General features: G+C 69.1%; 16 protein-coding genes. 2 read left to right on the top strand and 14 right to left on the bottom strand.

What is annotated here, in order from left to right; all coding sequences use genetic code 11:
• Positions 1 to 67: 67 nt before the first annotated feature.
• The 8 genes from AC5L38_RS08735 to AC5L38_RS08770 all read right to left on the bottom strand — a co-directional run bounded on the left by AC5L38_RS08735 (position 68) and on the right by AC5L38_RS08770 (position 6,974).
• Positions 68 to 367 carry a helix-turn-helix domain-containing protein gene (locus tag AC5L38_RS08735; RefSeq protein ID WP_495242243.1) on the bottom strand — a complete coding sequence of 100 codons (300 nt, stop codon included), beginning with the start codon at positions 365 to 367 and terminating at the stop codon, positions 68 to 70.
• Positions 364 to 561: a type II toxin-antitoxin system RelE/ParE family toxin gene (locus AC5L38_RS08740; RefSeq protein WP_495242461.1), complete on the bottom strand. Its 198-nt coding sequence runs from the start codon at positions 559 to 561 to the stop codon at positions 364 to 366. The genes AC5L38_RS08735 and AC5L38_RS08740 overlap by 4 nt, the downstream gene beginning before the upstream one ends.
• Positions 562 to 813: 252 nt before the next feature.
• Positions 814 to 1,542, bottom strand: coding sequence for a hypothetical protein (locus AC5L38_RS08745; RefSeq protein WP_495242244.1), 729 nt, complete (start codon positions 1,540 to 1,542; stop codon positions 814 to 816).
• A gap of 70 nt (positions 1,543 to 1,612) precedes the next feature.
• A complete protein-coding gene (locus tag AC5L38_RS08750) occupies positions 1,613 to 2,398 on the bottom strand; it encodes a GNAT family N-acetyltransferase (protein WP_495242245.1) in 786 nt (261 codons plus the stop codon).
• 654 nt (positions 2,399 to 3,052) lie between these two features.
• A complete protein-coding gene (locus tag AC5L38_RS08755; RefSeq protein WP_495242246.1) occupies positions 3,053 to 3,724 on the bottom strand; it encodes a hypothetical protein in 672 nt (223 codons plus the stop codon).
• Positions 3,725 to 3,914: 190 nt separating this feature from the next.
• Positions 3,915 to 5,042, bottom strand: a complete 1,128-nt coding sequence (locus AC5L38_RS08760; protein WP_495242247.1) for an RDD family protein — start codon at positions 5,040 to 5,042, stop codon at positions 3,915 to 3,917.
• A 121-nt stretch (positions 5,043 to 5,163) separates the two neighbouring features.
• Positions 5,164 to 5,820 (bottom strand): response regulator, encoded by a 657-nt coding sequence (locus tag AC5L38_RS08765; protein ID WP_495242248.1) that lies wholly within the window; start codon positions 5,818 to 5,820, stop codon positions 5,164 to 5,166.
• Positions 5,817 to 6,974, bottom strand: coding sequence for a sensor histidine kinase (locus AC5L38_RS08770; protein ID WP_495242249.1), 1,158 nt, complete (start codon positions 6,972 to 6,974; stop codon positions 5,817 to 5,819). Before AC5L38_RS08770 ends, AC5L38_RS08765 begins: the two co-directional genes overlap by 4 nt.
• A gap of 245 nt (positions 6,975 to 7,219) precedes the next feature.
• Here AC5L38_RS08770 and AC5L38_RS08775 point away from each other — a divergent pair, with 245 nt between their 5' ends.
• On the top strand, positions 7,220 to 7,894 hold the full coding sequence (locus AC5L38_RS08775; protein WP_495242250.1) for a hypothetical protein: 675 nt from the start codon (positions 7,220 to 7,222) through the stop codon (positions 7,892 to 7,894).
• 46 nt (positions 7,895 to 7,940) lie between these two features.
• On the opposite strand, the gene AC5L38_RS08780 is transcribed toward AC5L38_RS08775, so the two are convergent.
• From AC5L38_RS08780 to msrA, 5 genes are all read right to left on the bottom strand, one after another.
• Positions 7,941 to 8,711, bottom strand: a complete 771-nt coding sequence (locus AC5L38_RS08780; protein WP_495242251.1) for a DUF2306 domain-containing protein — start codon at positions 8,709 to 8,711, stop codon at positions 7,941 to 7,943.
• Positions 8,712 to 9,164: 453 nt separating this feature from the next.
• On the bottom strand, positions 9,165 to 9,710 hold the full coding sequence (locus tag AC5L38_RS08785; protein ID WP_495242252.1) for a PIN domain-containing protein: 546 nt from the start codon (positions 9,708 to 9,710) through the stop codon (positions 9,165 to 9,167).
• Entirely contained in the window at positions 9,707 to 10,801 is a 1,095-nt protein-coding gene (locus AC5L38_RS08790; RefSeq protein WP_495242253.1) for a helix-turn-helix domain-containing protein, read from the bottom strand. Before AC5L38_RS08790 ends, AC5L38_RS08785 begins: the two co-directional genes overlap by 4 nt.
• A gap of 105 nt (positions 10,802 to 10,906) precedes the next feature.
• Entirely contained in the window at positions 10,907 to 11,110 is a 204-nt protein-coding gene (locus tag AC5L38_RS08795) for a hypothetical protein (protein ID WP_495242254.1), read from the bottom strand.
• A 91-nt stretch (positions 11,111 to 11,201) separates the two neighbouring features.
• A complete protein-coding gene (gene msrA / locus AC5L38_RS08800; RefSeq protein WP_495242255.1) occupies positions 11,202 to 11,864 on the bottom strand; it encodes a peptide-methionine (S)-S-oxide reductase MsrA in 663 nt (220 codons plus the stop codon).
• Positions 11,865 to 12,000: 136 nt separating this feature from the next.
• Between msrA and rarD the strand changes: the two genes are divergently transcribed.
• A complete protein-coding gene (gene rarD, locus AC5L38_RS08805) occupies positions 12,001 to 12,921 on the top strand; it encodes an EamA family transporter RarD (RefSeq protein WP_495242256.1) in 921 nt (306 codons plus the stop codon).
• Between the two features lie 78 nt (positions 12,922 to 12,999).
• On the opposite strand, the gene AC5L38_RS08810 is transcribed toward rarD, so the two are convergent.
• On the bottom strand, positions 13,000 to 13,401 hold the full coding sequence (locus AC5L38_RS08810) for a MarR family winged helix-turn-helix transcriptional regulator (RefSeq protein WP_495242257.1): 402 nt from the start codon (positions 13,399 to 13,401) through the stop codon (positions 13,000 to 13,002).
• Positions 13,402 to 13,449: the final 48 nt, after the last annotated feature.

A 13,449-nucleotide genomic window follows, 5' to 3' on the forward strand; every position in this document is an offset into this window, starting at 1 on the left:
GCGGGAGACCCCGGCGCCTCCGACTCTGCGATAATCCACGAAGTGCCGACAACATCGGGACCTCGGCTCAGGCGGCGGGAGCCCGTGGCGTCAGGCGAACCTCGACATCCGCGTCCAGGGCACGCGCCAGACGTTCCAGAACGGGCAACGTGGGGATGGTTCCGCCCGCCTCGAACCGTGCCACGGCCGACTGCGTCATGCCTGCGGCACGAGCCAGGTCGTTCTGGCTCCAGCCTCGCCCCTCGCGCATCCCCCGGACCGTCCTACCCAGTTCGTGAGCGAGACGTGTGGCCTCATAGGCCTCAGCCGCGCCCGGCTCGGCCATCCGACGGTCTCTGAGCTCTCGCCAGTTCCCCTGTCCGCTCATGCTGTTTCCTCCTCCTCGGCGGTGTGCGCCAGTTCGGCACAGCGACGCATGGCTCGCCGAGCCCGCTCGACCTCACGGTCATCACGCATCCGCGTCTTGTGAAACACGGTCAGGAGCACGATGCGGCGATGAGGTGCGATCCAGTAGGTGATGCGTACGGCGAACTCGTCAAGGTGAAAGCGGAGCTCACGCAGCTTGCCGTCAGCTGCCTCGTGTAGGGCTCCCCCAGCAGGGGCCCCTCCGCCGCAAGCAGATCGACGTGGAAAGCCGCCCTCGCGAACGACGCCGCGGGGAGGTTCTCAAGCCACTTCAGAACTTCCGGTTCCAGTTCCACGGCCACCCCGGCCCATAGCGTTGATGCTATAAGCCACACCCTCGTCACACTCCGCTTTCAATCGAACACAACCGCCGACCCCGGCGGTCAGGGGTCGAAGATCAGGCTCGTGTCAGTGTCGATCACCGGTGAACGCCGCGCGCGGATCGAGGAGCCCGCCTCGTGCGTACTCCTCGTCGAAGGCGGTCCGGCCGAGCGCCTCGACGGCGGCGGCGCGCACCTTGGCGAGGTCGGCCGCGTCGTCGGGATCAGGTACCTGGCCGAGTGACGCGAACGCGGCGTCCGCGACTCCGGCCAGCCGCGCCGCGCGTGCGTGATCACCCTCGGCCGAGGCGTACGCGGCGCCCGCCACGCAGACGTACGGCACGAAGTCGTCCCAGCCGTTGCGGAACACCCGCTCACGGCCCTCGGCGAACAGCTTGCCCGCCACGTCGAGATTGCCCAGGCCAAGTTCACAGAACGCGAGGTTGTGATACTCGGAGTTGACCATCACGGGCCGGCCGAGCGCCTCGTTGAGGGCGATGCTCTCCCGGTACAGATCCCGGGCACGGAGCAGGTCGCCGGACATGCGCGCCACGGCGGCGAGCACGTGCCTCGGCCGTTCCTCAAGGCCACGGTCACCGGAGCGCAGCGCGACCGCGAGCGCCTCCCGGGCCCGGGCCTCTCCGCCCGGCAGGTCACCGCCGCGGATGGCGACCCGGGCCAGGCTGTAGCGGGCCTCCACCTCGCCCGCCGGGTCTCCGGCCGCCCGGGCCCGCTCGATCTCGGCCTCGCTCATGCGCACCACGGCGTCGCTCTCACCGCGCCGGAAGGCCGAGCGTACGTTCTCACTGAAGTTCATGGATTCTCCCCCCATAGGTCCGGCTCGGCGGCTGGAACCTCGTCGCGCCGCGACCGAACGGTCTCGTCCCTCACCGCGCCACGAACACGGTCCACTCCTCCACGAGGCGGAAGCCCATCGACTCGTAGAGCGGCCGGCCCATCACGCTGGTGTGCAGGTAGGCCGCGTCCGCTCCGGCCGCGACGCCGTCCAGCAGCACGGTCTCGGTGATCGAACGGCCGAGGCCGCGGCTCCGTGCGGCCGGGACGACGGCGATGTTGAACACGCCGACCACGCCGGAGGTCAGGATCCCGAGCCCGGTGCCGACAGGCCGTCCGGACTCCTCGGCCAGGTAGCCGGTGACGGGATCGGCGTCGAGCACCCCGCCCTTCATCAACGAGCCGAACACGTCCTCGGGGGCCTCGAACCCCTGGGCGAGGGCCTCGGTGTAGAGATCGCTCTCGGCAGCGCCGACCTGGCGTACCGGCTTCCGCCGTGCCGCGTCGTCCCGGAACGCGATGTCGCTCACGTCGCAGGCCAGCAACGACAGGTCACTGCGTTCGACCAGCCCGTGCCGGGCCGCGAGGCCGGCGACCTCGTCGCCCGCCCGGCCACGAACCATGATCGACCATGGCACGGCCTTCCCGCCGACCTCGGTCGCCATCTCGTCGAGCGCCGCGCGATCCGGTTCCGGTGCCGTGTCGTAGGCCGCGTTCAACGTCGCGACGCCCGCGCCGGTCACCGCCGCGCGGGCGGTGCCCCGCTCGGCGTACCAGCCCGCCGGCGTCACCTCGCAGAGGAACGCGATGGCGTCGAAGTACGCCGCCGCCATCCGGTCGGCGGTGGTGTCCATGGTCGTCTCCCTCGTGTTCTCCATGGCCGGAAGACTCGCACCGCCGCTCGGGCGGCCTGTCCGCGTACCCCGTCAAGAATGGGCGAGGCTGTACGGCGCCCTGAGCCAGCAGGAGAAAGAACAGTCGTTCTTGCGCGGCCCAAATTAGTCGTAACCGGACATTTCAGCAAGCCGGAGAGGGGAGAAGGAGCGATCGGCGCCCCGCGACCGTCTCCTCGCGACGGCGAGCGGCCCGTTCCACGTCGACGGCATCAAGGGCGCGAGGGTCGCACGGGACACCCTCGGCGAGCCAGACGTCGCGTGCCGCACGTTCGCCCGCGGCGCGCGGTGGACGGTGGACGGTGGACGGCCGGCCCGCGCCGGGCGAGAGGCGGGCCTCGTCACACCGCCCGTGAGGCCGGACCAATTTTCTACCAACCCCATGGACCGCGCCCGGCGAATCTCGACGCCGGCCTGTGACGGCGCAGGTGCCGCGTCGTCACAGGCCCGGCCGATGCCGCGCGGGCGCGGTTCGAGCGCCGTGCCCCTCCTCGTCCCGCCCCTCGTCCCGCCTTTCGTCCCGCCCCTCGTCCGCGCCGATGCCGAGCGGGCGCGGATCGAGCCGTCGCCGTACGCCCGGCCGGTGGGATCCCGGTCCCACCGGCCGCCGCCGGCTTCGCCGCTCCCCGGTGACGGGCGTCAGGCCATCACCGACTCCCCACCGGGATAGGTGAAGGACGACCGGGGCGAGTAGAAGCCCCACATGATCTGCAGCGGATCGGCGGGGCGGAGGGCGTAGACGGAGTGGCTCGGCTCCAGGAACTCCAGCGACACGACCTCGAACGGATCAACCGGTTCCGCTACGAACGGGTAGATACCGCTGTGCCTCTGCCCGTCGACCTCCGTGATGTAGCGCAGCTGGCCGCGGTTGACCGCCGCGCCGGTCTCACCGACCCGCGCGGTCGTGCGGATCACCGGCACACCGTCCGACTCGGTCGTCGCGACCAGCTTCCCGTCCGCGATCTCGATCGTGGTACGGCCCACGCTCGCGGGCACGCCTCGGGCGGCCGCGTACGCGCGCACCACCTCGCTGGAGTTGAAGTAGTGCGTCCACCAGCGGCCGGGGGTCTCGCCGTCAGGCGCGTAGGCGTCCTCCAGGTCCGGGCCGATGTAGGTGAGCGAGTACGCGCCGAAGCCCGAGGTCTGCTCGGGCCGGTCGACGACGTACTGGTTCATGAAGACCTGGCGGTTGGCCGGGGGCTTCAGACCATCGGGCACCAGGGCCGCGACGGCCTCGGGATCGGCGGGCACCCAGCCGAAGTAGATCATCCGACTGTTGACGACGAGCTGGGGAGCCACGGGTTCGGGCACGACTTCTCCCTCGTATCGGCGGTATCTATCCGGAACATATGTCACGTTCCAACGGAGGACAATGACCTTGGTTTCCCGGAGATCCAGGGGTTCGCACACTCGATACCGGCATCGACGGCCACACCCGCGTCGGTGGAGGGCTCCATCGAGAACGCCCCCGCCTCGCCCCCGGTCAGCACCGCGCGCCACGTCACCCTCCGGTACCGCGAACCCCGCCTTGGCCGCCCGCCGCCGGCCGTAGCGGCTGTATCGGCTGGGGCTCGACGTGGCCCCGGCCGGCCACCGTGGCACCCAGCAGGCGGTCGTGCAGGACCCGGCCCTCCGGGTCGAGGAGCGTCCACACCCCGGCCGCGAGAAGGCAGGGCAGCCCGATGCCGGGCACGAGAGCGAGGACGGGGAAGAACAGCGTGCGAAGAGCCGCCCTCCCCGCGCCCAACCGCCCGCCCGTCCGCGCGTCGACGACGCGTATCCCCAGCAGCCGCTTGCCCGGCGTCCGCCCCCACAGGACGTGCTGCGTCCAGACGTAGAGGAACAGCCCAGCCAGGACGGCCACTCCCTCGGGCTCCACTCCGTTCCGGAACACGTCACGCCCGGCCCGCTCCAGGAGTCCGGTACCCATGGAGGGCGGGAAGCCGGTCAGGTATCCGGCCGCCCCCGCGACGGCACTGAGGACCGTGACGACGATCAGGTAGTCGGCCAGGGCCGCGATCGGCCGGCGCCACACCATCCCGTCCTGCGACGCGGCAGGCCCGTCCACCGTGGCGGGCCGTACCGGCCGGGACGCGAAAGGCCCGTCCACCATGACGGGCCGCACCACCCGGGACGCGACGAACACCAGCGCCGCGGCCGTCAGGAGGCACAGCTGGGTGATTCCCCAGGCACCGGCCACCGCTCCGAACCAGTCGGCGCCGAACAGCGGGATCGTCTCGCGGCAGATGCCCCGCTCACTGTGCAGCGAGGCGAGAGGCTCGACGGCCGCGTTCAGGACGAGGAGTCCCGCCACCCGCCGGCCCACGGTCGCGGGATCCCTCCGGACGAGACACGCGAGAAGCCCGAGGAGGACCACCAGCGCCGGAACCGCCCACTCCGCCGCGATCTCCATGACCACTCCGAGGTCATGGCGGAGCGGAGCGAGCGGTGACAGTGTGGACCCACTGCCGAACTGGCACACGTACCCGTAGATCTGATCGGTCTCCCCGTGGATCCGGGCGTACTCCTCAATGCTGAGCCGCTCGCGCCACAGTTCCCACGTCGGGAAGGCCGCGACAGCCGCGGCCGCCACCCACACCGACAGCGCCGACCACGGCAACCGCGACATCATGATCCTTTCGCCCCGGGAGCGAAACCCTACCGGCACTCCGGCGAAGCGCTCCAGATCATGGCCACCGCGGCGACGAGCCATCAGGACGCCCCTCGGGCGGTGTCAACGCCCGCGATCCTCAGTCTTCGCCGGGACGGACGAGCCCGCTCTCGTACGCGAAGGCGATGGCCTGTGAGCGGTCGCGCAGCTCCAGCTTGTCCAGCACCCTGCCCAGATGCGTCTTCACGGTGGTCTCCCCGAGATGGAGCCTGGCGGCGATCTCCGAGTTCGACAACCCCCGGCCGACGAGGGCGAACACCTCGGCCTCCCGGCCGGTGAGCCGGTCCAGCGCCGGGTGCCGGGGCCGCGGCTCCGGTGCCCGCGCGTACCCGCCGATCACCGACGGGACCACGGCCGGATCGAGCAGGCCGCGCCCGGCGGCCACCTCACGCAGCGCCTCCAGCAACTGCTCGGGGGGCGACACCTTGAGCAGGAAGCCCGCGGCCCCGGCGCGGAGCGCCCCGTCCACGATGGCCTCCTCGTCGAACGTGGTCAGCACCAGCACCTTGATCTCGGGATGCGCGTCGGCGATCGCGCGGGCGGCGGCGATGCCGTCGAGGCCCGGCATGCGGGCGTCCATGAGCACCACGTCGGGCCTGACCGCGGCGGCCATCCGCACCGCCTCGTTGCCGTCGGCCGCCTCCCCGACGACGTCCATGTCCGGCTCGTCGGAGATCAGCATGCGCAGCCCGGCCCGCATGATCGTCTCGTCGTCGGCCAGCAGTACCCGGATCATCGTGTCCCCTCCGCGAGCGGGAACCGCGCGTACACCTCGAAGCCGCCCTCGGCGCGCGGCCCGGCCCGCAGTTCCCCGCCGAACATGCCCACCCGTTCGCGCATCCCCACCAGGCCGTGCCCGCCGTCCGGCCCCGGTCCCGGCCCCGGCTCGGCGACACCCCGCCCGTCGTCCACCACCCGGACGACGACCCCGGCCGGCTCGTACTCCACGGTCACCGTCGCGACCGCCGCCTCCGCGTGGCGCAACACGTTCGTCAACGCCTCCTGGACGATCCGGTACGCGGACATGTCAATACCGAGCGGCAACGGGACCGGCGTACCGGACACCGTGGACGTGACCTGGAGCCTGGCCGAACGCACCTCCTTCACGAGGTCGTCGACCCTCCGCAGGGACGGGGGCGGGGCCAGCCGGTCGGCCTCGTGGGAGCGCAGGAGGCCGACCACCTGGCGCAACTCGGTGACGGAGCGCCGGCCCAGCTCCTCCACCTGCGACAACGCGTCATGCTCGACCGGCCGGTCGGCCAACCGGCGCCGTACCACCCCGGCCTGCATGGTCATCACGCTGACCGTGTGCGCCACCGCGTCGTGCAGCTCACGGGAGATGCGGGCGCGCTCCTCCGCCACCGCCGCCCGCGCCCGCGCCTCCCGCTCCGCGGCCAGCTCCGCGGCGAGCGCGGCCAGCTGGCGGGAACGCGACTGTTCCCGCCGCAGCAACGTGCCGAGACCCCAGGCGGCCCCCACCAGCGCGCCGAAGAAGACGAACTCCCAGGGCCCCTCGCCACCCCAGACGAGCGCGACCGCCGGAACCACGGCGGCGCACACCGACGCGGCGAGGGAACGACGAGGTTCGGCCCGGTAGGCCGCGTGGACCACGAGCACCAGTTCGGCGATGAGCTGGGCCCCGCCCACCCCTTCCGCGCCGGTCAGCATCGCGTACGGGAACGACAGCATCGCCACGGACATCGCGACGATCGGATAAAGCGCCGCGAGCGGGAAGCAAAGGGCCAGCACCAGGCCGAGCCCGACGGCGGCGAGCCGATCATCGGTCCCGCGCGGGTCGCCGTACACCTCGACCAACGCGAGGACGGCGAACGACACACCCGCCACGGTGCCCGCGAGCAGCCATCTCCGACGGCTCCATGGTGTGCCCACGCCCGCTCCTCTCATCGCCTGCGCGTCGACTCTCATCGCCCGCGCGTCGACGGTAACGAAAGGGACCGGCTCGCGGATCAGACCCGGGAAGGACCGCGGAGGGTCGCGGGTCGTCTCCGGAGAGGACCCGGCGGCCGACGGGATGACTCGGAATCGCACTTCGGACGGCCCGCTAGGCCGATCCGGCCGGATGGTGCGCGCTCATAGCGTTACGGCAGCTCAAGAGACATCCGAAAGGACACCCCATGGACACCACGTCCGCCGCCTCCGCCCCGCTGCGCCGCCTCGCCGGCGTCGCGCTCGTACTCGCCCCCGTCCTGATGTTCGGCGGCATGCTCACCTCGCCGCCGCAGGCGGACGACTCATCCGCAGGGTACCTGGCCTCCCTGGCCGCCGACCACGGGCTGTCGCTGCTGTCGGCGAACCTGTTCCACTACGCCTGGGTGCTCATCGCGCTCGGCGTGCCCGCGAGCCTGACGCTGCTCCGCGGCCGGAGGGGCCGGGGCCTGACGGCGACCGGCGTGGCCCTGTCCATGTTCGGCGCCATCCAGATGTCCGGCATGCTGCTGTCCGACTGGTTCACCACCGTCATGCCGAACACCGTGCCGCTCGCCGACGCGGTGAAGGTGTTCGACACCGTCGCGGCCGACCCGACCCTCGCCGTGTGGCGGCTCACCGGAGTACTGTGCGGCGTCGCCATGCTCCCGCTGCTCCTGGCCGGGCTCGCCCGAGCGGGAGTGGTCGGCTGGTGGACGGTTCCGGTGATCCTGCTGCCGTTCGTGGCCGCGGCGATGCTGCCCGCGGTCGTGGGCGCCGTGGTGGCCCTGATCTGCTACGCGCCGCTGGCGCTCGTCGGGGTGCGGCTCCTGCGCCGCTCGGCCGCGGACGTGGTCCGGGCGGAGGCACTGGCCGCCGCCTGATCGCGACGAGGAGCCGGCGCCCCTGGGACGCCGGCTTCCTCGTACGTCATGCGCTCCGCACCCACCGCGGAGGTGCGTGACTCCGGCCGATCGGCCGCCTGCGGATGAACCGTTCGGCCACGGCGAGGTTGATCACCCAACCGGCGGCCACGAGCATTGCCCTGGGGAACTCGCCGGGCGTCCCGAGAATCAGGAACCAGGGCAGGTGGGTCAGCGCCTGCGTACCCGCGCCCAGGCCGATCGCGTAACCGCGAATCATCCAGGCGCGGTGCCGGGCGATGTCCCGCCGCCGGATCGCGGCGACGGCGAGAACGATGGACAGGACCATGGCCGAGCCGAACACGAGCCGGAACGCGGCGAGGAGATCACCGTCACCGGCGGGCCGGGGATAGAACAGGGTCATCCACAGACCGGAAAGCGCCGCGGCGATGCCGCAGAGGACCAGGATCCTCCCTGCGGCGCGATGCCAGCCCGGCTTCCGGCGGCGAAACCGGGGGACGAACTGGAAGGCCCCCAGAACGCTGTACACGCTGACGGTGAGGATGTGCAGCACCACGGGCAGAGGCGTCGCGAAGAACCGCGCGTTTCCCGGCGTGATCTCCGCGCCGCTCGTCAGCTCGGTCAGACGGGCGGCTCCGGCGATCATCGGAACGGCACTGAGCAGGATCAACCCGGCGGGCAGGAGCCAACCCGGCCTGCCCGGCCTGCCCGGCCTGCCGGAGGAGGCCGTGGCGCCTTCGCGGCCACGGACGGCTGTGTTCCGGTCATCCGCCGACCGGGGGTGCGGGGGGTGTCCCGTCGAGCGCTCATCGGTCATGACCCGATCGTGACGGCCGGGACACCGGCGGCTCATCGGGAGAACGGCCCGACCTGAACCGGCCGATCGTTCACCGCCGAGGTGTACTTTCGGCCCATGTCCCGTGAGGTCGTCGTTCCCACCGGGCACCACGCGTTCTCGTTGGGCACCAAGTGGACAGGTCCCTCGGTTTACGCCTGTCCGGCCCGAGATCGACACCGGACACTTTATGCGATCAAGAGCCGGGATCTGGTCAAGCCCGCGGAACCACTCCTCGCCTGAGGTCAGGCCGACCGGACACGAAACGCCGGTCCCGCAGTAGCTCAGCGGGCGCGGGTTCCCTGATAGGGGAACGTTGACGAACCACCAGGGGCAGCCGTCCTCATGCTGTACGAAGCCGAAGGGCGCTCGTTTAACGAACACCATGTAGGTCGCGAACCGTATGTTGCTTAGGTCTGCTCATTGGCGCAGAAATCAACTACTGATATTGCGACGGACGAAGGAGCCGAAGGTCGAGCCAGAGCACGGCAGGCGCATTCCGGTCACGATAAGGGCATCCACGATGTTTCCAGCGGAAACTTCGGTAAGTTTCCCGTCGGAGCATGCCCGGGCCAGGATCCACAAGGTTCCGTGTACTTCTAGGCCATGCGCTCTGCCAACACCTACAGCCTCGCGGTCATCAGTGATGGCAATGCCCCGCGTCAGTTCGGCTGCGGAGAATACGCTGGCCTCTCCGAGGTTGCGCTCCGTAGATCCAATGCGCTGCACCCACTTCGCAAAGCACTTGATCTCGTCCAGAGAGTCGAGCTTCGCGACTCCCAGCCAATCTGCGTCCAGGGCTGCTTGCAGAAGTGGATGATCTTGGACCCCCACTCGTATTTCTTCGCGGACGACATGGGTGGTCAGGCAGATGGCGCCGGCCAGGAGATCACGCAACACATCCAGACGTTCGGCATGCGCGAAGTGGTTAAGACACATCGCGTCGAACACCAATATGGAGGGCGGGTCAGCACTGGTCAAAGTTCCAGGTCCACATCATCACGCGGCGGCAGGTCGTTCGTCACAATCTGACCTCGCATGAGTTCGACGGCGCGTGACGCCGTAACGAGCGACCTCTTGTAGGACTCCATCACCGCGTGTGCATAGCTCGGCGGAACCCGAACCGCCTCCAAATCCGGCTGTGGAGCCCATCCGACCGCCTCCATCAACTCCGCACGTGTTGGGTTTCTTCGGCGCATCTCTTTTGCGGCTGTTCTGTCGATGACTTCAGCCGCGACGGCTTGCCGTAGTGTCAACGACCAGGAGGTCCTGAAGCGTGCTGCAAAGACCACCAACATCTCTCGCCTCACCAGCCCATCCGGGCATGCGCCATGCAGTGCTTCAGCCGGGAGAAGAAGTTCGGCGGCGAAGGCATCAATAATTGCTTCTCTGTCGTCACGAGAAACATGAATTCCTATATCGGTAGAATATTCATCACCGATGATAAAATGCCCTAGTTCGTGCGCCGCGGTAGCGCGGCGGCGACCGGGATCATGATGCCTGCTGACAACTGCAACAGCAAGATCTCCTTCGATCAAAGACGCGCCTTCACCTGGCACCTCCACCACCGCGACAAGTTGTCCGAGGCGTTCACATACCCTCATCAGGGAATCAATGGGCTCCAGCCCAAGGCCAAGCCGATTCCTGATCCAGAGAGCTGCACGACGGGCACCGGCGGCGTCCTGAATCGACTCCGGATACCTGTCGATCACCGGGGGCGCAAAATCTCCCGTTTCTATAAGTTGCTTAATATCGGACAGCCAGGTGGACAGGGCAATTTCCAAACGATATGACTGCCGCGCCGCATCACTGACCGTGTCGTCCGTCAGCTCCGCACGCCGAGACACCACTTGCGGCGCCGGGCCCAAGAAGTAACTCAAGGGAACGTCCAGGACGGCGGAAAGCTTCGCCAGCTCAAGCGCATCGACGCGGCGCACGCCCCGCTCGATCTTCGCGACCATCGTTCGGTCGAGCTTCAGGGCGGCCCCAAGCTGCTCCTGCGACATGTCGGCGGCCATGCGGCACTCACGCACCCGCTCGCCTATATCCGCCCACTCCTGCGGCTCTCTCATGGTGCGATAATCGCACACACTATGGGATCGCAGGAGGTTCAAGAACCAGAACCAGGTAATTGTTACCTAGATAAATTTATGTACTGTACGTGCTATATGACCAGGTCACGCAGCTGTCTCACCGTGCTGAGACTGCGGCACGAGGGTCGCAGCGAACAGCGCTGAGCCGTCGCGGCTGTTGGCCATGGCCTTAACATCCCAAGAACGTGTTTGATCTTCCAGGTTCTGTTCGGTCCGAGTACCCAGATTCTGGCCGTTTTCGCCGATGCGGCGCTGGGCCGTAGTGCCGATCACCGCGAGGTGGATCATGACTTTGGAGACGGCGAAAACGACACTGGCCCAAGATCGACACCGGACGCACCGGGCGATCAAGGGCCAGGAACTAACTAAACCCGCAGGTCTACGCCTCGCCGGAGGTCAGCCCCACCGGGCACGACACCCCGGTCCCGCCGATCCCGCAGTAGCCGCCCGGGTTCTTGAACAGATACTGCTGGTGATACTCCTCCGCAAAGAAGTACTCACCCGCCGGGGCGATCTCGGTGGTGATGGGGTCGTAGCCCGACTCGGTGAGCACCTTCTGGTAGGTGTCGCGCGAGGTAAGAGCCGACTTCTCCTGCTCGGGTGAGTGGAAATAGATCGCCGAGCGGTACTGCGTGCCGACGTCGTTGCCCTGGCGCATGCCCTGGGTGGGGTTGTGGGCCTCCCAGAAGACGCGCAGCAGCTCCTCGTACGAGACCTTGGTGGGGTCGAAGACGACGCGGACGAGCTCGGTGTGGCCGGTCTGGCCGGTGCAGACCTCCTCGTAGGTCGGGTTCTGGGTGTAGCCACCCGCGTAGCCGACCGAAGTGGTGATCACGCCCGGGGTCTGCCAGAAGATGCGCTCGGCGCCCCAGAAACAGCCGAGGCCGAAGTCGGCGATCTCGCTCCCCTCGGGGTAGGGCGGAGCGAGCGGGGCGTCGAGGACCGCGTGGCGGCCGGGTGTCGTGATCCGCGTGGGGCGGCCCGGGAGCGCGTTCTCCGGGGACACCATCGTCGTCTTGTCCTTGCCGAACAACCAGCCCATTGTGAACCTCCTCCTGACACGTTCTCATCAGGAGGCAACCGCTGGCGACCTCCCCGTGTTCCCGTAAGACCTTCTTAACAGAGTGGAAAGTACTACTAAATTGTATTAAATCTAGTAAGGAGCGAAGATAGGCGTCATGCCTGAAACGCGCCGTGGGGTCCTGTATGGCATCGCCGCCTACACCATGTGGGGCCTGTTCCCGCTGTACTGGCCGCTCCTGAAGCCCTCGGCCGCCCTGGAGATCCTGGCACACCGCATCGCGTGGTCCCTGGTCGCCGTCGTCGCCATCCTGGCGGTACGGCGCCACTGGTCCTGGTTCCGCGTACTCCTGCGCACCCCGAGAAAGCTCGGCCTCCTCGCCCTGGCGGCGGTGATCATCACGGTCAACTGGGCCGTCTACATCTACGCCGTCAACAGCGGGCACGTGGTCGAGAGCGCGCTCGGCTACTTCATCAACCCGCTGGTCAGCGTGCTCTTCGGGGTGGTGCTGCTGAAGGAGTGGCTGCGGCGGTGGCAGTGGGCCGCGGTGGGGCTGGGCGCAGTGGCGGTGGTCATCCTCACCGTCGACTACGGGCGTCCGCCGTGGATCGCGCTGGTGCTGGCCGCCAGCTTCGGCACGTACGGGCTGGTCAAGAAGATCGCCGGGGTGGGCGCCGCGGAGAGCCTGACGGTCGAGACGCTGGTGCTGCTGCTGCCCGCGCTGGGCTACCTGGTCTATCTGGGGCAGCAGGGGACGAGTACGTTCGGCAGCGCGGGAGCGGGCCACGCGTTCCTGCTGGCCGGGGCGGGGGTGGTCACCGCCGTCCCGCTGCTCTGCTTCACCGCCTCCGCGATCCGGGTGCCGCTCACCACGATCGGCCTGCTGCAGTACATCGCCCCGCTGCTGCAGTTCCTGTGCGGCGTGTTCGTCATACAGGAGGTCATGCCGCCCAGCCGCTGGCTGGGGTTCGGCGTCATCTGGCTGGCGCTGTCGGTCTTCACCTGGGACAGCCTCCGGGCGGCCACCCGGGCCCGCCGGACGGCCCCCCGGCCCGTTCCGGTGGAAGAGCCGGTATAGCCATAGAGGAAACCTGGGCGAACCCCGTGGCGCCACAGGGGCGCGCCACGGGGGCCGGGATCGTGAAGAGGCGGGACCTCAGGAGCCGCGTACGGCGAGGACCAGCGGGGTGAGGTCCGGGTCGACGCCGGCCTGCTCCAGGGCCGCGGCCAGGGAACGCTCGTAGGTGGGCGTGGCCCCGGCCAGGCGGGCCCGTCCCTCGTCGGTGATCAACGAGTAGACGCCGCGGCGGTCGTCGGAGCAGAGGTCGCGCCGGGTCATCCCGGCCTCCTCCAGGCGGGCGACGAGGCGGGTCACCGAGCTCTGGTTGAGCCCCACGGCCTCGGCGAGCTCCTGCATGCGCATGCAGCCGCCGGGAGCGGTGGCGAGCCGTCCCAGCGCGCGGTACTCCGACAGCCCGAGGCCGTGCCCGCGCTGGAGTGCCTTGGTCAACTCCGCCTCCACGCGCGCGTGCAAGAGGGCGAAACGGTCCCACGACATGGTGATTCCTCCTGGAATGTTCTATCGGCAGGAGTCTACATGCACGTA

This window comes from Streptosporangium nanhuense, assembly GCF_059358815.1.